Origin of the sequence: Tautonia sp. JC769 (assembly GCF_040717455.1) — a bacterium.
Taxonomy (GTDB): Bacteria; Planctomycetota; Planctomycetia; order Isosphaerales; family Isosphaeraceae; genus Tautonia.
Genome location: NZ_JBFEFH010000009.1, coordinates 1 through 23,300, shown reverse-complemented (window position 1 = coordinate 23,300; position 23,300 = coordinate 1). Strand labels below are relative to the sequence as shown.

Sequence of the window (23,300 nt, the reverse complement as noted above, 5' to 3'; positions counted from 1 at the left end):
GCCCGGATATGAACGGGGCGGATGCCGGGGCGATTCGCGCGTGACCGGCTCGGGAGCGGCGGCCGATCAGGAGCCGACGCGGGCCGGCCGACGGAGGCTCGGCACGAGTCCCGAGCGGTCGAGCGTCTCCAGGGCCAGGTCGATCAGCGCCCCGTCGGCAGGCGACCCGGGCGATTCCCCGCGATCGTCCGAGCCCTGGACCGGAGGCAAGGTCGCGGGCGAGGCCGGGGCGGGGCCGGTGTCGATCGGCCAGCCGCGATCGACCGGGGCTCGGCCGGCGCCGGGAGCGGTGTCGGCCGCGACCGGCCTCGGCGACCGGGACGGGCCGCCGAGGATCGCCGGGGGGACCGCCGGCGCATCGGGTGTCAGGGCGGCCATCGCCACCGCCACCGCGACCCGACCTTGCCCCTGTCCCTGACCCCGTCCCGGCCCGGCCGGTGCCTTGCCGGGGGTGGTGCCGCCCGGCGACGACGCGCCGTTGATGCTCAGGACGTACTCCCCGACCGTGTCGCCCAGGGCCTCGACGGCGATCGAGTAACGCCCGCCGCCTTGCTTCGGCACCTTGTACTTCAGGCTGACCTGGCGGTTCGAGGCGGTCCCCTCCGCCTCGGCCACGAGGTTCCCGGACGGGTCGTAGAGGCGGACGACCGGGATCAGGCCGTTTTCAAACGCCCCCGGCCCCCAGGCCGGGAGCAGGAGGTCGATGTCGAGCATCCGGTTGCCGTCGGCCTCGACGACATAGACGTCGAGGTCGGGGTCGGACGGGGAGGCGAAGCTCAGGTTGTCGAGGACGAACGAGCCCGCGACCGAGGCGTTCGGGGCAATCTCGGCCCGAGCGACCGGCGCCCCCTCGTACCGGAACAGGCCGGAGGTGAAGAAGAAGGTTTGCGGGCTGACGGCCACCTGGAAGGTCCCGATCAGGCTGTTGTCGGCGTCGAACAGCGAGACCGTGGCCCCGTTCGGGGTCGAAATCGTGGTGGAGAGGGCCAGGCCGAATTCGAGCGACGTCACCGGCTCGTCGAACTCGAGCGAGAGGACCCCGATGGTCAGACCGACCAGGCTCGGGTCGTTGGTGTAGGTCGTCGTGCCCGGCCCGAGGGCGTTGAAGAGCGCGCGGTCCGAGGAGACCCCGTCGATCGTGTACCCGAACGTCACCCCGGCCAGGCTCACGCCGTTGGCCGATTGGAAGGGCAGCTCGTCGAAGGTGATCGTCGACTCGATGCCCTGGCCGGCGACCCCCACATGGCCGAGCACCCAGTGCCGGCCGGCGGCCTGGGGCGAGAGGACCGGCTGGGCCGCGGCCAGCTCGTCGTTGCCTTCCAGGTCGAACGTCAGGCCGCGGGTCGCCACCAGGTTGTACGCGGTGTCGGCCGTCCCGGAGACCCGGACGAAATAGGTGCCCGAGGCGGGGGCGACGAACTGGATCAGGTCATCGACATTCGTCGGGATCGGCTCATTCAGGCCGAGGTCGATGCTGATGGCGTCGAACTCGGCCTGGCCGGGGCCGGTGCCCGATTGCGGGATGATCTCGCGGAACAGCAGGCGGACCGTCGAGCCGGCGAAGGCGGAGAGGTCGGCCGAGTGCGACTGCCAGCCGGTGTCGCCCGTCGGGTTCTCGGACTGGGTGCCGGTCGAGAAGAACGACACCTGCTGAAGCACCTCGTTCGTGCCCGGGTCGACGATCAGGACCTCTCGGGTCCTGGGCAAGGTGGCGGGGCCGCCGAGGGTGAAGTTCCACTGGATCCGATCGGTCCAGGAGAGGGTCGGGCTGGTGTCGGCCGGGATCGAGACGTCCTGGAACATCGTGAATTCCATCGGCCCGCCGCCGTCGAAGCCGTTCCAGGCGACGAACGAGCCGTCCTGGGGCTGGGTCGTCTCCATGTCGAAGCCGCCCCCGAACCCCGGCCCGCTGACCGACCAGGGCTGGAACGGGCTGCCCGTCGTCTGCACGGTCCAGCCGGTGAAGTCGCCCGTCTCGAAGCTGCCGTTGACGATCAGCTCGTTCTGCTGCCGGAACGAACGCCCCTGGGCCAGCACCGTGCCGTCGGCGTCGAGCAGCTCCAGTCGCGCCGACCCGGCGGAGAGGGCCTCGACCGCCAGGGTCAGGGACTGGCCGGCCCGGAGCGTCACGGAATGGAGGTCGGTGTCGGGCACGAAGCCGAACTGCGTGACGAGCCCGTAGGGCTGGGGGGCCGCGGCCGTGACTCCCACGATGCCGACCTCGGCATCGACGTCGCCGGGGAAGGAGTAGATGCGCGTCGTCGACGATTGCTGCGCCGCCCCCGAGGCGTCGATGAAGGCGGAGAAGGGGGAGTTGCGCAGCTCGATGTCGAGCAGGAGGTCCCCCTTGCTCGGGTCGTAGTCGAACAGCGCCGCCACGTCGAGGATGATGTCAAACGGGTTCGGCGAGCCGTTACCGAGGCTCGACAGGGTCATCTGGCCGTCGAAGACCGTCACGAACCCCTCGCCGATGTTCTGGGCGAAGACCGGAGAGGCCGTGGCCACGGTCGTCGCCGCGTAGCCGAGGCTGATCCTGGCGTCGAACACCACGTTGGAAAACGGCGAGGCGCCGAGGTTGCGACGGAACCGGATCTCATCGATCAGGCCGCCGCCGGCGAACTCCGAGGCGGAGTAGATCTGCTGGTAGCGCATGCTCGGCTGGCCGAACGCGCCGATGTGGAACGGCCAGGCGTTGCCGGCGTCTCCCTCGGCGTCGGCCAGGCTCGAAGGCACGGTGGCCTGCGCCCCGGCGTCGATCCGGCCGAGCACCGCGGCCCGGGCCGGCCGGGCCGAGACCGGGTCGTCGTAGCCGCCGAGCATCGAGACGAACGCCGGGTCGAGCGACTGGGCGGCGTCGATCGCGTCGTTCGACACCCCGCCCCGGCCCTCGCCCTCCAGCGCCGCGTTGAGCAAGACGCGCAGGTCGTAACGGCCTCCCCCGTCGTTCGCCCCCCGGACCGTCACGACGTACGACCGGGCCGAGGGCGCGTTGCGGCCGGGCGAGTTCAACGTCCCGCCGACCGGCTCGGCCTGGATCAGGGCCACGCCGTCCGACGCCTCCGCCGAGGCCACGAGTTGCAGGTTCCCCTGCGCGTCGGCCATGGCCAGTTCGACGATCGGTTGCAGGCCGCCTGTCGCGGCGACCTCGATGGTGAGGGTCTGCCCGGGATCGACGGTCAAGCCGTAGCGGTCGGCCGCATCAGGGACGATGGGGCTGAGGAACCCAGTGGTCGTGGTCTCGTAGACGAGCGAGCCGAGCGGCTCGACGCCCTGGAACGGCGGCAAGTCCCGGATCTCGTCGCTGTTATCCTGGAGCAATTGCAGGGTGGAGAAGGCGTTCAACCGGCCCCCGGTCGCGACGACCCCTTGCAGGCTGTCCAGGGGATCGACCCCCGCCAGGATCACCTCCTTGATCAGGGCCGCGTCGGCCCCCGGCGCGATCGAGGCGACCAGCGCCGCCACGCCCGACACGTGGGGCGTGGCCATCGAGGTGCCGTTGAAGAACCCGTAACGCGAGGGGGTGACGAACGCCGGCAAGGTGCTGAGGATCGCGGTGCCAGGCGCGGCCAGGTCGACCGAGTTCGCGCCGAAGTTCGAGAAGCCCGAGCGGACATCCTGATTGGTCGTCGAGGCGACGGTGATCATGTTCTCCAGGCCGTAGCTGGCCGGATAGACGGGCAGGAGGTCGTTATTGCTGTTGTTGTTCCCGGCCGCGGCGACGAACAGGATGTCGGCCTCGCCGCTGGCGGCGATGGCGTCGCGCAGGGCGGTCGAGAAGCCGCCGCCCCCCCAGCTATTGTTGGTCACCCTCAGGTTCACCCCGCTCTGCCGCATCATCGTCGCGTAGTTGATGGCGGAGAGGGCCGCCGAGGTCGGCCCGGTATTGGTCGGGCCGAGGAAGCGGAGCGGCTGGATCTGCACGTCCCAGCTCACCCCGACGACGCCCACCCCGTCGTCGCCGCCGGCCCCGATCGTCCCCGAGACGTGGGTGCCGTGGCCGTGCTCGTCGAACGGGTTGTTGTCGTTGGCGAAGAAGTCCCAGCCGAAGAGGTCGTCGACGTAGCCGTTGCCGCTCGTGTCGAGGCCGTCGGCCCACCTCGAATCGGCCAGCAGGTCGCCCGCGTCGATGATGCCGTTGCCGTTCAGGTCGGCCACGAACGCGGAGTTGGAGGGGGCGTTGAGGTCGCGGAAGCTGACCAGGCCGTCGCCGTCGAGGTCGATCACCGCGGCCCGGAGCGCGGCCGGGATCTCGCCCTGATGGATCGCCACGTTGAGATACAGGTCGGGATGCGTGTAGTCGATCCCGCTGTCGATCACGCCGACGACGACCGAGAAGTCGCCGGTCGTGATGCTCCAGGCTTCCGGGGCGTCGATGTCGGCGTCCGGGGTCCCGGGGACGCCGAGGATCGTCTGCCCGGTGTTGTCCAGGCCCGAGAGCAACGGGAACAGCGGGTCGTCGGGGACGATCGGCTCCCCCTGGCCGGTGAGGATGTAATTCGGCTCCAGGTAGACCAGCCCGTCGACGCCCGCCATGCGATCCGAAACCGCCTCGGGGGCCGTGCCCGGGGCCGCGTTGACCCGGAACAGGCCGTCGCGGCCGAGGTACTCCTCGACCCGGACCGCCGCCCCCTCCGCCTCCAGTCGGGCGCCGGCCGCCGCGACCTGGTCGGCCGCGTCGCCGGACAGGCCATCCAGGCGGACGATGTACTCGTCGGGCCTGGCCAGCGCCTCGACGCCATCCCAACGGACCAGGACCGCGCCCTCGGCCACCTGCTGCTGGCCGGCATAGGCCGAGAGCAGCACGCGCCCTTCCAGCGCCTCCAGGGTCCGCAGCCGTCGGGCGGTTCGGGGAATCGATCGTGAATATCGCATCCCGGGTGAACTCCTTGGTCGGTCGCATCAGACGCGGTCGGAACAGAATCAGAGACCGGCGCACAAGCACTCTCGGGCGAAGACCGCGTCGGCGCGACCCGCTTGCAATGCGAATGAGGGAAGGAAACCGCTGTCGTTTCGTCGTCTGACCTGTGCAGCCGCTGAACAGGCGCGGACGACCATCATCACCGTCCGAGACGGCAGACCGAACTCACAACAAGACCGGGGACCGGCCCGCCACCTCGGAACTCGCGGATCAAAGAATCCGCGTCCGAAGGGACTGGAAGAACTTCATCGTCGACCCGATGACCGTGGCGCGGTGAGCCCGCGGCGGGGGGCGTGAATCGCCCCGGCCATCCACTTGCGGGTGTCATCCTGCGGCCCCAGGCCCTCGCACGCAAGAACTTTCTCGGAAAGTTTTGCCAGAAGGTTGACACCCCTTGAAACATCCACGCACGCACAAATCACCCAAACCCGATCTCTCAGGAACCCCGGCCCGCCCCCTCGGGCACGCGGGCAATGGGGCCCGATGCGCAGTCACATTCTCGCATAATCGAGCACAACGACCGATCGAAGGGGGTCCGGGAATCAGCCCGGCCCGCCCTCGCAGCAGGTCTCGCAGATCGTCCGGCAGCGCGAGCAGATGAGCTTGGCCTTGATCTCGACCAGGGTGCCCCCGCACGCCGGGCAGGAGGGGCGGCACGAGGCGGCCGGGTCACCCTCGCGCGGGGGTGACCCGGGGCCCGGGGCAGGGGGGCGGGAATCCGGGGAGTCCATCAGACAGATCCTCCCGTGTTCAATCGAGTCTCTGTTGAGCGATGGGACGCTCGCCGAGCGCCCTCCGCGCGGGCCGTTTCACCCATCGTCGGCCGGGGTCGTGCCGCGTCGCCACGGGAATCCGCGGCACGGCCCCGCAGGCGGCGTCGCGATCGGGACGATCGCACGAACCGACCCCCGGCCCGGGCAAGCGCCATCGTCACCATCCCCAGGAGCCGGGCCCCCCCTTGAACGGGCCGACGAGGTCGCCGGTGATCCAGCCGCCGTAGAACCCGCCGTCCTGCGGGGTCACCCGCTCGTCGTCGAGGAAACAGGCATCGACGCGCCCCGGATAGAAGGTCAGATACCCGCGGATCGAGGCGAACGCGGGGACCGGGTCGGGGTAGCTCCAGGCGGCATCGACGGCGCGACGGCCGCCCACCTCGGCATGATGGTAGACGGCCCTCCCCTTCCACTCGCAGAAACTCGACCGGGACGACGGCCGCAATAAGTCGCGCCGGACGTCCTCGGGCGGCACATAGATGCCGGGCGGGTGGCTCGTCTCCAGGACGCGCAGCGCGCGATGCGACTCGGCGATCACCTCGCCCTGGAAGATGACCCGGACGCGACGGCGGAGCGGCTCGACCCGAGGGGGCCTGGGATAATCCCAGACCGACTCCTGACCGGCCCTCGGCGTGATCGGTTTCGGCCTCATGGGTGGCGATCGACTCCCGAAGCAAGGGGGCCGATCGCTCGGGGGCGATGGGTGTCGCGAGCGCGGCCCGTCTCCGGGCCGTTGTAGGCGGCGCCGAGGCAACGGCGAGTCGGGCCGTCAGCCTTGCAGGCGGCCGCGCTTCCGGGCCAGGCGGCGGGCGAAGCGATCGACGTCGATCACCCGGCGGCGGTGGATGCCCCGGGCGATCAGCTCGACCTCGTCGCGCGCCTCGACCTGGAACGTCACGCTCGGGCCGTCCACATGGATGACCCGGGCCCGGCAGACGACGGTTGCCCCTTCCGGGCTCGCCCCGAGGTGCTCGACCTCGATGAACGTGCCGACCGACCGCTCATGCTCCTCCAGGCACGGGGCGATGGCGTGCCTGGCCGCGTACTCCAGGTGCGCGACCAGCCAGGGGGTCGACAGGACGGCCGGCATCCGATCGTCGGCGAAGACGATCCGGTTCGACTCATCGACCGTGATCCGCTCCTCGCCCGTCATCCCGGATCGCGGGATCGTCTTCATCGCCCCGTCGCTCCCGGATCGTCAGAATCAGGCTCCGGCTCTGGTGCGGGTTCCGGGCCCGGCTCTGGTGAAGGAGCAGGCTCCGACTCCGACTCCGGCTCCGACTCCGGCTCCGGCTCCGGCGTGGGAGCCGGAGCCGGTTCCGATTCGGTCGCTTCGGGCTGCGAGGGAGCAGGCTCCGGCGTGCCGGGGTCCGAGTTGGCCGGCTCGGGATCGGCGGCCGGCTCGGGATCGGCGGCCGCCTCGGCGTCGCTCGGTTCCTCCTCGGCAGGGGGCTCGGGGACGTCGAGGCCGAGGCGTTCGAGGTAATAGGCGGCGATCGGGCGGCCGGGGAGCTCGGGCTCGAGTTCCAGGCACGCCTGGAGCGGTTCGCCCGCCTCGCCCGGGAAGCCGCCTTCGAGCAGGTTCAGGCCGAGGGCGAACTCCCATTCGGCCTGCTGGCGGAGCTGGTTCGGCACGCTCAGGGCGGCCTGGATGGCGGCCATCGGCTGGCCGGTGGTCATCAGGGTGGCCGTCTGGATGGCCTCCTGCGATCGGGAGGCGCGGAGCTGCGGGATCGCGAGGTTCCGCCACAGTTCCGAAGAGGTCCGGGAGTCTCCCATCAGGAAGTAGACCCGCCCCTGGCGGAACGGGACCGTGCCGGGGCCGGTCGAGAGGCTCACCTCGTCGCCGCCGCCGAGGTAGGTGATCGCCTGGTCGGGCCGGCCGATGTCGCAGAGCAGGTCGACCAGCTGCATGCGGACGGTCGCCAGCCCGATCCCCGATCGCTCGGCCTGGGTCAGGTAGCTCAGGGCCAGCTCGGCCAGCCCCTGGTTCAGGGCCGCGGCACCGAGCTGGGCCAGGTCGACCTGGCCTTCCAGCTCGGCCTCCTCGAGCTGCACGCGGACCTGCTCGATCTGCTCGGTCAGGCTGTCATAGCCGGTCCGAATCCCCTCGACGAAGGCCAGATCCTCCTCGGTCATCAGCTCTTCCGAGTCGAACAGGTCGAGCGTCGCGCCGAGCTGGTCGCGGGTCAGGTCGAGGAAGCCGGAGGTCTCGTACAGGCCGGCCAGTTCGAGGTGGGCACCGCGCAGGGCGATCCGGGCCTCGGCATTGGCCGGCGGCTTGGGCACGGTCTGGATGAAGCTGTTCAGGGCCGTGATCCGCTGCAACTGCCGCAGCCGGAGCGGCGAGGGGGTCGTGCCGGCCAGCAGGGCCGGATCCTCGGCGGCGGCCAGGAGCTGGGTCTCCTGCTGGGCGAGGTAGCGGTAGGCGATGCTCAGCACGAAGAAGGCGTCGGGGTCGTCCGGCCGGACGGCCAGGGCGTCCCGGCATTCCTGGACCGCCAGCAAGCAAATGGCGATGCTCGGCAAGGCGTCGGGGTTCCCCCCGGCGGCCCTCAGGCCGCGATCGAGCCAACGGCGGGCGGCCAGCACGTGCGGCTGGATCGGCGCCAGGGCCCGGACGTTCGAGAAGCGGTCGAGCACGTCGGTCGGTCGCGGCGGGCGGTCGAACGGCCGAGGCGGATTGCCCCGGTTGAAGACGATCTCCTCGGCGTCGAGCCGTCGCTCGCCGAAATAGTCCCTGTCGGCCTGGCTGACGACCGGGCTCTGGTCGAGCCGGCCGTAGAGCAAGACCTGGCCGTCGTCGTAGAAGCCGATCCAGTCGGGGCTGGCGTCGAGGGCATCGGTCAGGCGAGACCGCAGCTCGCCGGCGCCGGGCAGGTCGACCATCAACACGCTCACGCCGTGGCGGTCGAGGATCTCTCGCCAGGTCTCGGTGTCGCCGTCGGCGAGCGCGCGGCGGACCCGTTCGTAATCCTGCAGGACGTCCTCGACGACCGACCGCGGCAATCGGCTGTCGACGAAGACCTGGCGGTTCGGATAGGTCCGCCAGTTCATCGCGTCGCCGAGAGCGAGCCGGAGGTTCATCACCCGGCCCTCGATCGGGGCCTCGCGGAGGTAGTCGGCCGCCTCGAAGGCGAAGCGGTCGGCCTCCAGGCCGAAGCCGAACGGGGGCTCGCCGAACCGCTTGCCGTAGCCGGTCAGGCCGGCCAGGGTCACCACGGTAATCAACCCGATCGTCGCCAGGCGGCCGCCGACCGACCAGACCCGCCAGCCGGCCCCCATGCGCCCCTCGGTGCCGAAGGTCTCCTGGAACCATTCCTGCCCGTTCAGGGCCAGGCAGACGGCCAGCACCACGCCCATCACGTCCTGATACCGCCAGAGCAGGCCGGCCATCACCGCGGCGACCAGGAACATCAGGAAGCGGCCCAGGTCGAACCGCTTGCGGTTGAGCACGAACGAGACCAGGCCCAGGAAGATCAGGGACAGGTAGTAGCTGAGGATCGTCCCGTACTCGACGCCGAAGAACAGCTCCCGGCTGCGTTCCCCGCGAGGGAGGAAGGGCAGGAGCGTCACCTGCTCCTGCATCAGGGCCTCGGGGGCGGGCCGGAAGACGTCCAGCAAGGGCGAGAACCCGGACGAGAAGGCGTAGACCGTCGACGGGTTGGCCAGGCAGGCCAGGGCACTCAGCCCGAGCGCCGCCAGGCCCGGCACCAGGCCCGGGGCGTTCGCCTCGACCCGGTCCGATCGGCCCGGCTTCAGCCCGGAGCCGATCACCACGGCCGCCAGCAGCAGCAGGCCCACCGCGAACGACAGGTCCACGTTGACCCAGAGCGCGAACAGGGGGATCACCGCGAAGAGCGCCCCCCGGCGTCCCAGGTTGTACGTCCAGTGCAGGAGCAGGAGCATCAGGGCCAGCAGGATCAGGCCCCAGGTCGACGGCGAGACCACCGCCCCCATGCCGACCATGCCCCCCAGGGCGATCCGCAGCGGCTGGCCGCCCAGCGGGGTGACGATCGCCCCCATCGCCAGCACGGTCGTCACCGCCACCCACCAGAGGCCCGGCCCCGGCCTCCGGATCATCAACAGCATCAGGGCCGCCAGGAGGCGGAGCGTCGCGTTGACCGCCACCAGCGCCGCCGCCCCGAAGTCGTCGCGCTGCTCAACCGGGCGTTCCAACGTGTCGGCCAGGCTCCGGCCCAGTTCGTGGACGTGGTACGAGGCCCACTGGAAGATCCAGGGGATGTTGACCCACCGGGTCCCCTCGGGGACGGCGTACGAGAACGGCTCGGTCGTGATCGGGCCGCCGGCCTGGTCGATCAACTGGCCGGTCCGCAAGTGGCTCCAGACGACCGAGTTATCGATAATCGTCGCCGAGGCGGCGAAACAGAGTAAGAGCGCGAAGCCGGCCACGAACAGGTCGTAGTAGGCGTTCCACTCCTGGACGCGCTGGGGAGTCATCGGCTCGGGAGGCGGGGTCGGGGCTTCGGCCGCGGCGGCTTCGGTCCCGGCCCCCGGCTCCGGCGCTCCGGCGGGTCGGTCGGACGGCTTCGGTGTCTTCATCTCGGGATGAGCAAATGAGTTCGGAAAATGGAGGCGGACCGAGATCACGGGCCGCTCTTGAGATGCATCTTATGCTAGGTCGCTCCCCCGGACCCGGTCAAGGGGGCGGGGCTTTCCCGGATTCGATCCGGGCCGAGGCTCCCGGTTGGGCTTCGGGCCGTTGCAATTGATGAAGACCTTCGAACGCGATCGAAGTGCCTGACCTCTCCTGTTCCCGATCCTTCGTTGATTCCGGAGTGTGCTCCCATGCCCGTCGCCGCCCCGAAACCGCACCCCGCGGCCATCCTGGTCGAGAACCTCGCGCCGATGGTCGGCGTCCTGTTCTTCGGCTGGTCGGTCGCGCCGGTCATGGTGGTCTTCTGGATCGAGAACGGCCTGCGAGGGCTCGAGACCGCCGCCCGGATGCTCCTGAGCCGGGGCCCCGTCACCTCGATGGCCGGATTGGTGCCGGGCCCCCTCCAGCAGCGGCTGGCCACCATCACCCGGCAGGCCCGCGCGACCCCGATCGTCCCCGATCCTGAGCCCGATGCCGAGCCCGGCGCCCCCCTCATCCCCTCCGAAGCCCATCCTCGCCCGTTCAACGGCCCGATCCCCGTCGCCGGGCGACTGGGCATGGTCCTGTTCTTCCTCGTCCATTATGGTCTGTTCTGGGCGGTGCACGGGGTCTTCGTGTTCCTCCTGTTCGTCGGCCGGGGGCCGGCGGGGGGGTTCGGGGGCTTGCCCGGCTTCGGCCTCGGCTTCGGCTTCGGAGCACCGCAAGCGGGCCTGCCGACGGGCCAGATCACCCTGGCCGGCATCCTGATCGGCGTCAGCCTGGCCGTCTCGGTCCTCCGCGATCAGCTCCGAGGCAAGGCCAACGCCGAGGCCGAGCCCTCGCCGATCGGCCTGATGATCCGGGCCTACGGCCGGGTGGTGCTGTTGCATGTGGTCCTGATCTTCGGCGGATTCGCCGTCATGCTCCTCGGATCGCCCACGCCGGCGCTGGTCTTGCTCATCGGCCTGAAGACCGCCGCCGAGCTGATGGCCGCCCGGAGGCTCGACGCTCCGGCCGCTTCGGCCTAAACCGAACAGGGAACCATCCGAATTGATCGCTCCCTCTCAATCTTGACGACGAGCCAATCGCCCATGACCTTTGTCAAGGAAAGCCGCATCGCCGCCCCCCCGGAAACGGTCTTCGCCTTCCACGAGAGCCCCGGGGCGCTGCAACACCTGATCCCCCCCTGGGAACACGTCCACGTCGAGCAGCAGGCCGATTCGATCAGGCCGGGCGCCAGGGTCGTGCTCGTCTCGAAGGTCGGCCCGGTCCCCATGCGATGGGTCGCCGAGCACACCGAGTACGAGCCGCCGCATCGCTTCGCCGACCGCCAGGTCTCCGGCCCGTTCGCCCGCTGGTATCACGTCCACTCGTTCCTCGACGACGGCCGGGGGGGGACCATCCTCCGCGACGAGGTCGACTACGAGCCCCCGATGGGGATGCTCGGCCGGCTGTTCGGCGACGGCGTGATTCGGAGCAAGCTCCAGAAAATGTTCGACTACCGGCACGAGGTCACCCGGCAGCTCGTCGAATCCGGCTCGTTCGGCCCCACCACCGCCTGACCCCCTCCGGGCCCTCGCGTCCCCTCCGCCTCCCGGCCCGATCCTCGTGCGTTTCTTCGGGGATTCCGGGCCGCCGGTCGGCCAACGTCCGCGACGGACCATTCGAGACCGCCCGGTCGAGTTGCCCCTTGGCACGGGCCCCTGCGCGGGCCGATCTCCCCGCGAGGTCGAGGGATCGGTCCCCACCCCTCATGAGCAGACGCCGATCCGGGCCGTTCGGGATCACTCGGATCATTTCCCGAAAAAAAATCACAGTTCCTCAAGAATCGACGCCGATTCTCGAACAATCCCTTCATGGCCGCGCCGCCCGAGGGATTTCGTAGTGTCCCTCCGGGCCGGCGTTTTTTGCAGTGCAGTGCAGTGCAGTGAAGTGATTTGACGGCAAGCCTGACGGGCTCCGGCCGGGGCGGCGGGTCGAAACCCGACGTCTCCCGGGTTGCCCTGCGAGACGATGGGTCGATTCCGGGCCTCGGGCGTCCCCGAAGGCCGTCCGATCTCGGCCGATCGGCGAAGGTGGGCTTCGATGTTCGCCGGGGGTGGTGTACGATGGGACAAATCGAGGCGGATCGGTCGGCAACGCGGCGGTGGGGCGTTTCGGATCGGATCGTGCGCGACGCCGTCGATGACCGGCGAACCCAAGGCGGATCGCAGCCCATGCCTTCGAGGACGCAATGCCCCCGGTGCGAGACGGTGCTTAACGTCCCCGACGGCGCCGAGGGGAAGAAACTGAAGTGCCCGCGATGCACCGCCACCTTCCGGGTCGGCGATGCCGGGTCGTCGGCCCGCCCGTCGCAGCCGAGCATGGGCACGGCCGCCCCGGCCTCATCCCCCTCGACCAACAACCTGCCCCTCCAGCGCCCCCCGTCCGGCGACGACGAGCCGGACTTGCCCGTCATCTCGGGCGACCTCCGCGACCAGTTCAACCTCCCGCTCCTGTTCGAGGAAGACGATCGACCGGCAAGCCCCCCGCCGAAACCGAAACCGACCCCGCCGAAGCCGAAATCGGCTGAGCCATCGGCCCGCCCGCCTTCCTCGGGGATCCTGCCGACCGCCCCGGCCGAGGGGCCTTCGCCCTATGCCGAGGCCGACGCCGCCGGCCTGATCGACGACGACGAGCCCGTCCGCCCCCGCCGCAAGACCGGGGCCGAGGCCCGCTTCACCACCCGGCGCTGCTCGTGCGGCGGGGTCGTCCCGGCCGGCATGTCCATCTGCCCCCGCTGCCACCTCGACCTGGAGACCGGGCTGCGCGACGAGTCGTTCGACCTGCTGGAAGAGGCCCCCGCGCTGCCTCCCCCGCCGATCCCCTTCGGCGTCCTGATCGTCGGCTTCATCTCGGGCCTGGTCGGCGTGGGGCTGGCGATCGCGTCGATCGCGCTCTATCTCACGCAGCCCGAGCTGCCGCACCGCTGGGGGTTCCTCCTGCTGGCGGCCGTCAGCGCCTTCGGGGTCTTCGCCGCCGTGCGATTGATCCGCAACCGCTCGGCCCGCTTCCTGATCGCGGCCCTTTTGCTCGGCGGCCTGATCAACGTCGTCGCCCTGATCGTCATGCCGATCGTCGTCGCCTCGACCGCCCCCGTCGACGCGTTCCAGTCCGTCCCTCCCCCCGGCGATTCCCCCCCCCCCGACGCCGTCTTCGTCCCCCGGATCGTCCCCCTCACCGAGCGCATCGCCTGGGAGCAGGTCAACCTCGGCCTGGCCATCCTCGCCGTCACCGTCATCGTCTCCATCTACCTCACCACCCCCGAGGTCCGCCGCTACACCCAGCGCCGCTAGCGCGCAGCCGACCGCAACCGCCGCCGTAGCAAGACCATCGAGCGGTTCAAGACGCCCCGCGCCCCGGAGGCCCCGGCCCGACATCGTGGCCTCGAAACACCAACCGGACTCAGACGTCCTGTCCGGGTTGCTCGCCCATCCGTTGCTCTTACGGTACGACCGCCTGAAGCGAGGGCATCACGACCCAATTCAATCGACACGTGACGACGTACGATTCGCCCGACGCCTTCAACGCGGACGTTATTTGGGCCACCTGCGTTTCTTGTGTGGCCGGGGCAAAGCGTAGCGTGCCCCGGTGGAGTCAGCCCGCGACACCGGGGCACACTACGCTTGCCCCGGCCACCCGTCGGCCATCACACGCGAAAATCCAAGATTTCACTTGACACCTCAAAGAATCCCTGAAATAGATAAATCTAGCAATCGGGCTTTCTTGGATTATTCTGAAAATCGCAATGACACTGGTTGAGCATTCTCATAAACCGGAACCTCAACTGGCAAATCCCCTTCGTCACCAACAATAGCAAGACTGCGAGCAAGGGGATCAAATGCAGGGGCATCCTCCTAGAGGACTTCCGGAAACAGATTTACCTACATTGCGGCACAACAAACTATTGCTTCTCCTTGCGTCTTTCGGAGAGTTGCTAGGCATCGATTGATTTTGCACTTCAAGGTCATAGGAGGGCATGATGATCCAGCGGCTTTGGCCATCGATTTCTGCGGCCTTGCTAGCATCATTCACAATGATGTCGACGCCTCTCGGCGCCGCTCTACCAAGCTATTCGGATTGCGAATCCGAGGCCACCGCCATCGGTGGATTTAATATCATTAGCCAGGAGTGAATCTTTATCGAAGGTCATTGGGAAGTCAGAGCCAAAATCGCGTTCCATGTCGATTTCGACTGCGATCCTGGAATGGAAGATTGCGTTGTATATTTGGTAGGAAGTGTCCAAGGAGTAGCTACTTATGACGCCTACGGCGAGTGCGGAACCTCAAACAGATCTAACCTTGTATACACTGCAAATACTCTAATCCCAGGGGACCCGCAAACACTCGACGTTGACGGATATTCATTTAAGACGATCATCAACGACACCTTCAATTTCAACGCACGCTTTTGTCCGTGAATCCCCTGTTTGCGCAACTCCAGGTTTCTCCAGGAGGACATGATGAGTCGAGCAATCGTTGTCGCTGGACGAATCGCGGTCGTCGCCTTGTTGGCTGGTGCAGCATTCGCAACATCGTCGAAGCTGGTCGCCAACCGGAACACGATTGCGGCCGCGCCTGAATCCGTACCCGAGGTTTCGGAGGATCGACTAGACGAGGTATCGCCTCAGGTCGCGAGGACCTTCGGCCGATCCCCGCAGGGACCGACCAGTCATTATGGAGTCCGAAACCTTCGCGTCATCCTGACGGCCGATTCCCTGGCCGTCGGGGCAAGCGCCCTGGTCGAGGTCAATGAGTCGATCCCAGAAACGTTGTACTGGGTCGTCCGGATTCTCCCCGAGGACGCTTTCCAGCCGGGGGACGAGCTTGAGGGTATCGAACCGATCGCCGAGCGTCAGTACCTTGAGACGCCGGCGTCGCCGGATCACGATTTTGCGGATCTCATCCGCATCGATACGCCACCGCTCGCCCCTGGCAATTATGCCGTACAGGTCGCGCTTGAGACGTTCGATGGCAGCAGGGCCGCTGCGGCGACGAGGCTTTGCGAGGTCGATTGATTACGGGGACGCCAACCCCGGGTTGCGAGTCCAGCGATTCGACCTGATTGTCGATGTCGCGGCGAGTGACTCGGGACCTCTCGACCCAAGGCAGGCAGCGGCCTCGGACGGCTGGGGCATCCTGACCCCAGCCGTCTCCGACGCACAGCAGCCGGTTGGCACTGCTGGCGTGCCACCAATACCCGATCAGATTAGGAGTTTCCGAGCCGGGCATGCCCCCAAGGCCCCTCAGCTAATAGGCTCACAAACGCGACCATGGGCATCGTCGGCCCATGACACGAACGCAATGGGGGCGTCGTCGGGGCTTAGAACCACGGGTGGCAAGCAAGCCGCCAGTGCTCCCCAGCCCGCGTGCGACGGAGTGGCCCCGGGTGGAGAGGAATCGGGGCCATCCATAAGCTGCTCGCGAAACTCATCCAGGATTGAGGGTACCCTTACGCTTCCGGTAATCGGCCTCTGGGGGCGAGCGGGAGCGAGCGAATCCGCCGGCCGGTGGCGGCGAAGATGGCGTTGCCGAGGGCCGGGGCGATGGCCACGATCGGCGTCTCGCCGCCGCCGGCAGAGGGCAGGTCGGGCCGATCGACGAGGACGACCTCGACGCGATCGAACACGTCGCCGAGGCGGGGGACGCGGTAGCGGGAGAAGCGGTCGTTGAGGATCCGGCCGTCCTCGAACGCGATCGCCTCGAACAGGGCGCCGCCGATCCCCTGGACCACCGACCCGCTGACCTGGTTGGTCAGGTGCAGCGGATTGACGATCGCGCCGCACTCGAACGCGGTCACGGTCCGGACGACCTCGACCCGGCCCGAATCGTCGACGCGGACCTCGGCGCACGAGGCGACGTGGCCGCCCTTCTCCATCCCGCAGGCCAGGCCGATGCCGTGGCCCGGCTCGACGCTCGCCCCTTGCCAGCCGAACCGCTCGGCGGCGGCGTCGAGCACGGCCCGCACCCGGTCCTGGTCCAGGTTCTTCCGGCGGAAGTCCAGCGGGTCCATGCCGACCGCGTGGGCCAGCTCGTCGACGATCGACTCGCGGGCGAAGTGGTTCGCCGTCGCCGCGAGCGCCCGATACGACCCCTGCCGCAGCGGCGAATCGGCCCGCACGAAGGCGATGTCACGCGCGGCGATCGCGTAAGGCGGCTCGATCCCCGATCCCCCCGAGTTGTAATTCGTGAACTCCCAGGCCGCGAGCGTGCCGTCCTTCGACGCCCCGGCCCTCGCCTCGATCAACCCGGCCGGGCGGAAGTAGGCCCAGGTGAACTCCTCGGATCGGGACCAGACCAGCTTGACCGGCCTGCCGACCGCCCGGGCCAGCCGGGCCGCCTCGACCGCCGCGTCCCCGGTGTGCTTGCCGCCGTAGCCGCTGCCGGTGTCGGGCACGATCACGCGGACCTGATCCTCGGCCAGGCGGAAGGCATTCATCAGCTCCTCCCGCACCCCGAACGGCCGCTGCGTGCCGGTCCAGACCGTCAGGCGGTCGCCGTCCCACTCGGCCACCGCCGCGCGCGGCTCCAGCGGGGCGTGGGCGATGGGGGCGATCGTGTAGCGGGCCTCGACCACCGCGTCGGCCTGGCTGAGCGCCTGACCGATCGGGCCGGAATCGTCCCGCCCGCGCCTGTCTTCGGCCGTACGCTTGAAATGATCGAAGAGCGTTTGCGACGAGGGTCGATCCCCCTCGGGCGTCGTCCAGTCGGCTTTGATGGCCTCAAGCGCACGCTCGGCCGTCGGCTCGTCGGGGGCGACGACGCCGACGAAATCCCCCTCGCGGACGACCGTCACGCCGTCGATCGCCTCGGCATTCGAGGCGTCCATCCCCTTCAACGAGGCCCCGAAGGCCGGCGGCCTCAACACCTTGCCGCGGAGCATGAAGCGTCGGGTGATGTCCGACGCATACCGATGCCGTCCGGTGACGAAGTCGCGTCCGTTCGCCTTCGGGGCGTCCCGGCCGGCGACCTCCCAGCGATCGCGGGGCCGGGGCGCGTCGTCCTCCTCGATCGCCTCGACGAGCCGGCGCCCCTGCGTCAAGGCGCCGAAGCCGATCGACCGGTTCGACGGCGGATGCGTCACCGCCCCGTCGGCCAGCTCGATCTCCGAGCGTTCCACGCCCCACTCGTCGGCGGCCAGGCCGACGAGGATCGACCGCGCCGCCGAGGCGGCCCGGCGCAGTTGCGGGGCCATCGTCGGCGTCGTCCGGCTGCCGAAGGTGCCGCGATCATACGGCACGCGGTCGGTGTCTCCCATGACCATCGCCACCGCATCGACCGGCACGCGCAGCTCGTCGGCCACCGCCTGCGCCAGCGACGTCCGCGCGTTCTGGCCCACCTCCACCTTGCCCGTGAAGGCGGTGATCGTGCCGTCCTCGCCGATCTGCAGCCAGGCGCCGATCTCCCTCGGCTCGCCCCCCGAGCCGCCTCCTCCGGTTCGGCCCCGGCGTGACTCCTGCGCCTCGGCCCTGCCCAGCAGGCAGAGCACCACCAGGCCGCCGCCGAGCGACCGGAGGAAGTCGCGTCGATCCAGCTGGATCGACGCCAGGCCCGACATCAGCTCGTAGCGTTCCGGCTCCAGTTCGAAATCCAGATTGCCCAACGTCGGATGATCCGTGTTCCTGCTCATCGGTCACCCCCGTTCATCCGATCGGCGGCCTGGCGGATCGCGGCGACGATCTTCGGGTACGTCCCGCAGCGGCAGAGGTTGCGGTCGAGCCCCTTGGCGATCGCCTCCGGGGTCGGGTCCGGGTCGTCCTGCAGCAGGGCGGTCGCGGCCATGATCATCCCCGGCGTGCAGTAGCCGCATTGCAGGGCGTCGCAATCGAGGAACGCCTGCTGGACCGGGTGCAGCGTTCCGTCGTCGGCTTCGAGCCCCTCGATGGTCGTGATCTCCCGGTCGGCCACCGCCCGCAGCCGGACCACGCACGACCGCGCCGCCATGCCATCAATAATGACCGAGCACGCGCCGCATTGCCCTTCGCCGCAGCCGTACTTGCTGCCCGTCAGGCCCAGCTCATCCCGCAGCACGCCCAGCAAGGGCCGATCCGGCTCGGCCGCGACCCTGCGCGGCTGGCCGTTGACGCGAAGTTCCAGGGTAGGGGGCATCGATCCCTCCTCGACGGCTGTCGGCTCGCGATCCGATGGAAAACGACCGGGCGAGCAAGCGCCTCGTCCCGGTCCACGCCGAGCCTCGATCCTACCGACCCGGCCCCGCCGCGGTCGAGCAACCTCCTGATCAATCTGGCCGTTTCGTTTCGCAGGGCGCGCCAGTTTTTGTAGGGTGCCGTCGAGTCTTCGAAGACGCACCGATCCGCGTTGGAATCCGGAGGTGCGTCTTCGAAGACTCGACATCACCCTACGGGAGCGGCCGAAGCGACTTCGCCATCGCCACTCGCTCAATATCAGACCGGCCGTTGCCCGCGCAGGTGAACGGATGGTAAACTGAAAGCACAATCGCAATCAGGGTGCGCTTCGGCCCGCCCTTACGGACGACCGCGCGGGACGGTCGGCCGGCCTCGCTCCCCGGTAAAGACTCAAGTCGAAGAGGAGGATCCGATGCCCCCGATCCGACTGAATCGCCGTCACTTCCTCGGTTGCTCGGCCGCCGCCGGCTGGGCGATCTCGCAGGGGAAGGACGTCGAGGGAGCGATGAACCTGCCCCCCGTCCGCCTCGGCCTGATCGGCCTGGGAAACCGCGGCACGAACCTCCTCCGCTCGGCCCTCGACCTGCCCGAGGCCGAGGTCGTCGCCGTGGCCGACGTCGAGGAACGCCCCCGGCGCCGCGCCCAGGGGATCGCCGAGAAGGCCCGAGGGCGTCGGCCCGACGCCTACGCCGACCCACACGACCTGCTCATCAGGGAAGACGTCGACGCCGTCCTCATCGCCATCCCCAACCAAATGCACGTGTCCTGGGGCTGCCTGGCCGTGGCGTCCGGCAAGCACCTCTACGCCGAGAAGCCGCTCGGCCTGGACCTGGCCGAGTGCGACCTGCTGATCGCCGAGGCCGACCGCCGCCCCGATCAGGTCGTCCACGTCGGCTTCCAGCGCCGCTCCAACCCCCGGTTCCGAGAGGGCGTCGAGCTGGCCCGATCCGGCGAACTCGGCACCCTCCTCGAAGCCCGAAGCTCCTGGACCAGCAGCAACGGCCCGGTCGACGGCCAGGACGGCTGGCTCGGCAAGCGCGACCAGTCCGGCGACTGGATGATCGAGCAAGGCGTGCACATCTGGGACTGGCTCCACTGGGTCGCCGACGGCCCCCCGTCGCGCGCCATCGGCTTCGGCCGCCGCGACATCTTCGCCGAGCTTCAGCCCGAGCGCGACGTGACCGACCACTATTCCGTCACCCTCGAATGGCCGAACGGCTTCCACGCCTCGTTCGTCCAGAGTTGGGTCGATCCGGCCGACGACGCCTTCACCGGCATCTCCCAGCGCATCGTCGGCACCGCCGGCGGCTTCGACTTCGGCACCGGCACCGCCACCTTCCGCGATCGCTCCCTCCCCCGCCGCTCGATCCACCCCGGCAACCTCCCCGACACCCGCTTCGCCCTCTCCTCGTTCCTCGTCGCCATCCGCTCCCCCGAGCCGATCGCGCCCCCCGTCACCCTGCACGATGCCCGCCTCGCCACCCTGACCGGCCTGCTCGTCCGCCGCGCCGTCGACGAACGCCGGGTCGTCACGATCGACGAGATCGAGGCCCCCTCGATCGCCTGACCTCGGGGCCTCTCCGATGTCCCACAACGATCCTCCGTCATGGCCCTGGTATCTCTGGCCGCTGGCGCCGATCATCTTGCTCCTCTTGCCCCTGGCGGTCCTCCTTTCCATTCCCCTCGCGTATGGGTTGATGGTCCTCAATGCAATGATCGAGCGGCGCTTTCGTCGCAAGATCAACGCGCAAGGCCGCTTCCTGTCCTGGGACGACCTGCTCCCGGTCCTCAACGACGGCTCCGGTACCCTGATCATTGAGCAGGCGAACATATTGCCGGTGCGCGTGTGGTGGACCCCCGACGACGTCCTGGCCATTGCCCCGTATCCGCCCCCTGATGACGAGCAACTCCATCGCGGCGCCATCTCGCCCCCGAAGACGCCCCATCCGTTCGTCTCCTGGTGCCATCAGCAATACACGCATGAAGAAACAGGCACGGCCCTGCTGACGCTTCCCTCGCTCGAATTGCCCCCCGGCCTGTTCTTCGCCCCGTTCTTCCGGGAGCATTTCCCCCGCCTTTCGGCCCTCGACACCGTCTTTTGTTGAGAACCGCCCCCCGACCAGCCGATCCCAACCCGGACGCCAACCCCTTCCTCCTTCCCCCATCCGTGTTCGATCCGTGTTTCATCCGTGGCTGAAATTCCCCCCCGACTCTCACCCCCTCCCCCTCGCCCCTCCCTCTCCCGATCGGGTAACATGATCCGTTGGCAGTCTCGTTCGCTCGACGGGCATCCCCGGGCCGCGCCGCGGCCGATCGTGCCGAAGTCGAGCGACCGATCCACCCGAACCAATCCGCCACGTCCGGAGTGATTTCTCGATGACCGACAAGAAAACGACGGTAAACCGCCGCGGCTTCCTCCAGACCTCCGGCCTGGCCGCCGGCGCCGCCACGGCCGTGGGGGCCTTCCCGCACCCGGCGATCGGCGAAGTCAAGGGGGCCAACGAGCGCCTGAACGTCGCCATCATCGGCCCCGGCGGCCGGGCCCAGGGCCACATCCGCCACCTCCAGGAGCTCGGCGACGAGGCGAACGTCAAGATCGCCGCCGTCTGCGACGTCTGGGACGGCAACAAGGACGTCGGCCGCGGGCTCTACCCCTCGGCCGAGAAGTGCGGCCTGAACGTCGACGACAAGAAGAACGTCACCAAGGACTACCGCACGCTGCTCGACCGCGACGACATCGACGTCGTCCTCGTCGCCACCCCCGACCACTGGCACGCCAAGCAGTGCATCGACTTCATGGAGGCCGGCAAGGACGTCTACTGCGAAAAGCCGATGACCCACACGATCGACGAAGCCCGTCGTGTGGCCGAGACCGTCAAGAAGACCGGCCAGGTCTTCACCGTCGGCGTCCAGTCCACCGCCCACCCGCAGTGGAAGATGGCCCACGACCGCATCACCGGCGGCCAGATCGGCAAGATCGTCCAGGCCCAGACCCAGTACTACCGCAACAGCGCCATGGGCCAGTGGCGGTACTACCCCCTGACCGAGGACATGAACCCGAACACGGTCGACTGGAAGATGTTCCTCGGCACCGAGTTCGGCCTGGCCAAGGACCAGCCGTTCAACCGCGCCCGCTACGCCCAGTGGCGCTGCTACTGGGACTTCGGCGGCGGCATGTACACCGACCTGTTCGTCCACCAGCTCACCCACATGCTCATCGCCCTGGGCCTGAAGTTCCCCCGCCGGGTCGTCGGCGGCGGCGGCCTGTACCTCGAATATGACGGCCGAGACGTGCCCGATGTCGCCACCGTCGTGGCCGACTACGACGAAGGCGCCCAGGTCATCATCACCGCCACCATGGTCAACGACACCCCGATCGACGAGGTGATCCGCGGCCACACCGGCACCATCAAGTTCACCTACAACGGCTTCGAGATCACCCCGCAGGTCCTCCGCGGCGCCCCGGCCCCGCCGACCCGCGAGGCCGCCGGCGAGGGCGGCGTCGAGGTCGTCGACGCCGGCTTCGACGCCCGCGGCGACGCCGACACCCGCGCCCTCTGGACCCACTTCTTCGAGTGCGTCCGCTCGCGCAACCAGGACACCCTCTGCCCCGCCGACCTCGGCTACGCCGCCATCGCCACCGTCAACCTCGGCGTCGACAGCTACCGCAACGGCAAGGCCTACTTCTTCGACAAGGACTCCGGCGAGGTCTCCGAGGCCGACGACTCCTGGGCCAAGAAGTGGGAGAAGGTCTCCCACCAGCGCGGCAAGCCCAACCACGTCGCCGGCTGGGAAGCCGGCGACGAAGGCTCCCTCCTCTACCCCCCCGACTACCAGAAGCTCGAAGGCGACTGGGTCGACGGCCAGGACCCCGCCAAGCGATCCTGAGCCCCTCGGGTTCCACGGGCACTCTCTTCCGGGAGGCTGGGGTCATCCTCTTGACCCCAGCCTCCCCCGCGCCCCCCGCATTCCCCCTCTCGCTGAGTGAATTTGGGTGGCACTGGTGCCCTCACCAGTGTCCCCTCCGCTCGTCCCCAACCACCACCTTCGAATCACCGGCCGACGTCTCCACACCTGGCCCGATCGACAACCGATGCGAGGACCGCTTGCTCCACCTCAAGGGCTTTCCAAGCCTGAAAACGCCTGCCATCGCCTTACACGGGTGAAGCCACCAGTGCTACCCGCCCGTGAAGTTTCCAGTTCCTACACCCGTTGCAATAACCCAAAGCATAACTGGAGACATCCGAATGAGAATTCGTCGACGCGGCTCCGAGCGTGACCACGGATGGTCAGAAATTGTTCTGCAAGGAAAATCGAGCGAATTTCGATGGAATGACTCTGAGCAGACGCTTTGCTATAAATCATTTCAGGTCGAGGACTTTTCGAGCAATTCACACCACGACTATGAAATACACATAGGCATAGAAGAACTTACGCTATTAATAGAGTCAACAGCAATACAAATTAGAGATCTCAGACAAGCAGAATATATTAAAAATAAACTAACTTGGGCGATTGGCAAACTGACAGAATTGCAGAGTCTTGCAAATGCAGCAAAGTTCAACACAGAAGTTAAAAAGCTCATTAAATTTCATATCGAAACATCTAAACCGACCGATCATCCCTTTGATTCAATCGACTTGAGTGCAATTGAACGTATTTTAAGTGAAGATCGAGAGACGGCCCCCAAAAAGAATGATGACTCCTAATCGGACGGGAGGCCGGGGCAAGATCAGACCCAAAACTCGATTGTCGTTGAGTGACGACGCACAACGACAAACGCCGTGTGGCCGGGGCAAAGCGCAGCGTGCCCCGGCGGGTGGCACT

General features: G+C 68.3%; 15 protein-coding genes. 8 read left to right on the top strand and 7 right to left on the bottom strand.

The annotated features are described in order from the left end of the window. Positions 1-66: 66 nt before the first annotated feature. The 5 genes from AB1L88_RS11210 to AB1L88_RS11190 all read right to left on the bottom strand — a co-directional run bounded on the left by AB1L88_RS11210 (position 67) and on the right by AB1L88_RS11190 (position 10,254). Entirely contained in the window at positions 67-4,872 is a 4,806-nt protein-coding gene (locus AB1L88_RS11210) for a S8 family serine peptidase (RefSeq protein ID WP_367096745.1), read from the bottom strand. Positions 4,873-5,460: 588 nt separating this feature from the next. Continuing rightward, on the bottom strand, positions 5,461-5,649 hold the full coding sequence (locus tag AB1L88_RS11205; RefSeq protein WP_367096744.1) for a hypothetical protein: 189 nt from the start codon (positions 5,647-5,649) through the stop codon (positions 5,461-5,463). A 199-nt stretch (positions 5,650-5,848) separates the two neighbouring features. After that, a complete protein-coding gene (locus tag AB1L88_RS11200) occupies positions 5,849-6,343 on the bottom strand; it encodes a DUF427 domain-containing protein (protein WP_367096743.1) in 495 nt (164 codons plus the stop codon). 117 nt (positions 6,344-6,460) lie between these two features. Further along, positions 6,461-6,868, bottom strand: a complete 408-nt coding sequence (locus AB1L88_RS11195; protein WP_367096742.1) for a hotdog domain-containing protein — start codon at positions 6,866-6,868, stop codon at positions 6,461-6,463. Continuing rightward, positions 6,865-10,254, bottom strand: coding sequence for a hypothetical protein (locus AB1L88_RS11190; RefSeq protein ID WP_367096741.1), 3,390 nt, complete (start codon positions 10,252-10,254; stop codon positions 6,865-6,867). Before AB1L88_RS11190 ends, AB1L88_RS11195 begins: the two co-directional genes overlap by 4 nt. A 246-nt stretch (positions 10,255-10,500) precedes the next feature. Here AB1L88_RS11190 and AB1L88_RS11185 point away from each other — a divergent pair, with 246 nt between their 5' ends. From AB1L88_RS11185 to AB1L88_RS11170, 4 genes are all read left to right on the top strand, one after another. Next, entirely contained in the window at positions 10,501-11,316 is an 816-nt protein-coding gene (locus tag AB1L88_RS11185) for a DUF6498-containing protein (protein ID WP_367096740.1), read from the top strand. A gap of 63 nt (positions 11,317-11,379) precedes the next feature. Then, entirely contained in the window at positions 11,380-11,850 is a 471-nt protein-coding gene (locus AB1L88_RS11180; protein ID WP_367096739.1) for an SRPBCC family protein, read from the top strand. A gap of 654 nt (positions 11,851-12,504) precedes the next feature. After that, entirely contained in the window at positions 12,505-13,623 is a 1,119-nt protein-coding gene (locus tag AB1L88_RS11175) for a hypothetical protein (RefSeq protein ID WP_367096738.1), read from the top strand. A 1,163-nt stretch (positions 13,624-14,786) separates the two neighbouring features. Next, entirely contained in the window at positions 14,787-15,344 is a 558-nt protein-coding gene (locus AB1L88_RS11170; RefSeq protein WP_367096737.1) for a hypothetical protein, read from the top strand. A gap of 434 nt (positions 15,345-15,778) precedes the next feature. On the opposite strand, the gene AB1L88_RS11165 is transcribed toward AB1L88_RS11170, so the two are convergent. Next, on the bottom strand, positions 15,779-17,956 hold the full coding sequence (locus AB1L88_RS11165; protein WP_367096736.1) for a molybdopterin cofactor-binding domain-containing protein: 2,178 nt from the start codon (positions 17,954-17,956) through the stop codon (positions 15,779-15,781). Then, complete coding sequence (locus AB1L88_RS11160; protein ID WP_367096735.1) at positions 17,953-18,435, bottom strand: (2Fe-2S)-binding protein; 483 nt, start codon at positions 18,433-18,435, stop codon at positions 17,953-17,955. The genes AB1L88_RS11165 and AB1L88_RS11160 overlap by 4 nt, the downstream gene beginning before the upstream one ends. 450 nt (positions 18,436-18,885) lie before the next feature. On the opposite strand from AB1L88_RS11160, the gene AB1L88_RS11155 reads away from it, so the two are divergent. From AB1L88_RS11155 to AB1L88_RS11140, 4 genes are all read left to right on the top strand, one after another. Next, on the top strand, positions 18,886-20,040 hold the full coding sequence (locus tag AB1L88_RS11155) for a Gfo/Idh/MocA family oxidoreductase (protein ID WP_367096734.1): 1,155 nt from the start codon (positions 18,886-18,888) through the stop codon (positions 20,038-20,040). Positions 20,041-20,056: 16 nt separating this feature from the next. Beyond that, complete coding sequence (locus AB1L88_RS11150; RefSeq protein ID WP_367096733.1) at positions 20,057-20,578, top strand: hypothetical protein; 522 nt, start codon at positions 20,057-20,059, stop codon at positions 20,576-20,578. A gap of 271 nt (positions 20,579-20,849) precedes the next feature. Next, positions 20,850-22,361, top strand: coding sequence for a Gfo/Idh/MocA family oxidoreductase (locus AB1L88_RS11145; protein WP_367096732.1), 1,512 nt, complete (start codon positions 20,850-20,852; stop codon positions 22,359-22,361). Positions 22,362-22,720: 359 nt separating this feature from the next. Further along, the gene (locus AB1L88_RS11140; RefSeq protein ID WP_367096731.1) at positions 22,721-23,182 is read left to right on the top strand and encodes a hypothetical protein; all 462 of its coding nucleotides are present in this window, start codon (positions 22,721-22,723) and stop codon (positions 23,180-23,182) included. Positions 23,183-23,300 lie beyond the last annotated feature (118 nt).

Excerpts from the sequence above, each read along its gene's own strand:
- AB1L88_RS11210 (WP_367096745.1), bottom strand. The coding sequence starts at position 4,872 with ATGCGATATTCACGATCGATTCCCCGAACCGCCCGACGGCTGCGGACC.
- AB1L88_RS11205 (WP_367096744.1), bottom strand. The coding sequence starts at position 5,649 with ATGGACTCCCCGGATTCCCGCCCCCCTGCCCCGGGCCCCGGGTCACCC.
- AB1L88_RS11200 (WP_367096743.1), bottom strand. The coding sequence starts at position 6,343 with ATGAGGCCGAAACCGATCACGCCGAGGGCCGGTCAGGAGTCGGTCTGG.
- AB1L88_RS11195 (WP_367096742.1), bottom strand. The coding sequence starts at position 6,868 with ATGAAGACGATCCCGCGATCCGGGATGACGGGCGAGGAGCGGATCACG.
- AB1L88_RS11190 (WP_367096741.1), bottom strand. The coding sequence starts at position 10,254 with ATGAAGACACCGAAGCCGTCCGACCGACCCGCCGGAGCGCCGGAGCCG.
- AB1L88_RS11185 (WP_367096740.1), top strand. The coding sequence starts at position 10,501 with ATGCCCGTCGCCGCCCCGAAACCGCACCCCGCGGCCATCCTGGTCGAG.
- AB1L88_RS11180 (WP_367096739.1), top strand. The coding sequence starts at position 11,380 with ATGACCTTTGTCAAGGAAAGCCGCATCGCCGCCCCCCCGGAAACGGTC.
- AB1L88_RS11175 (WP_367096738.1), top strand. The coding sequence starts at position 12,505 with ATGCCTTCGAGGACGCAATGCCCCCGGTGCGAGACGGTGCTTAACGTC.
- AB1L88_RS11170 (WP_367096737.1), top strand. The coding sequence starts at position 14,787 with ATGATGAGTCGAGCAATCGTTGTCGCTGGACGAATCGCGGTCGTCGCC.
- AB1L88_RS11165 (WP_367096736.1), bottom strand. The coding sequence starts at position 17,956 with ATGAGCAGGAACACGGATCATCCGACGTTGGGCAATCTGGATTTCGAA.
- AB1L88_RS11160 (WP_367096735.1), bottom strand. The coding sequence starts at position 18,435 with ATGCCCCCTACCCTGGAACTTCGCGTCAACGGCCAGCCGCGCAGGGTC.
- AB1L88_RS11155 (WP_367096734.1), top strand. The coding sequence starts at position 18,886 with ATGCCCCCGATCCGACTGAATCGCCGTCACTTCCTCGGTTGCTCGGCC.
- AB1L88_RS11150 (WP_367096733.1), top strand. The coding sequence starts at position 20,057 with ATGTCCCACAACGATCCTCCGTCATGGCCCTGGTATCTCTGGCCGCTG.
- AB1L88_RS11145 (WP_367096732.1), top strand. The coding sequence starts at position 20,850 with ATGACCGACAAGAAAACGACGGTAAACCGCCGCGGCTTCCTCCAGACC.
- AB1L88_RS11140 (WP_367096731.1), top strand. The coding sequence starts at position 22,721 with ATGAGAATTCGTCGACGCGGCTCCGAGCGTGACCACGGATGGTCAGAA.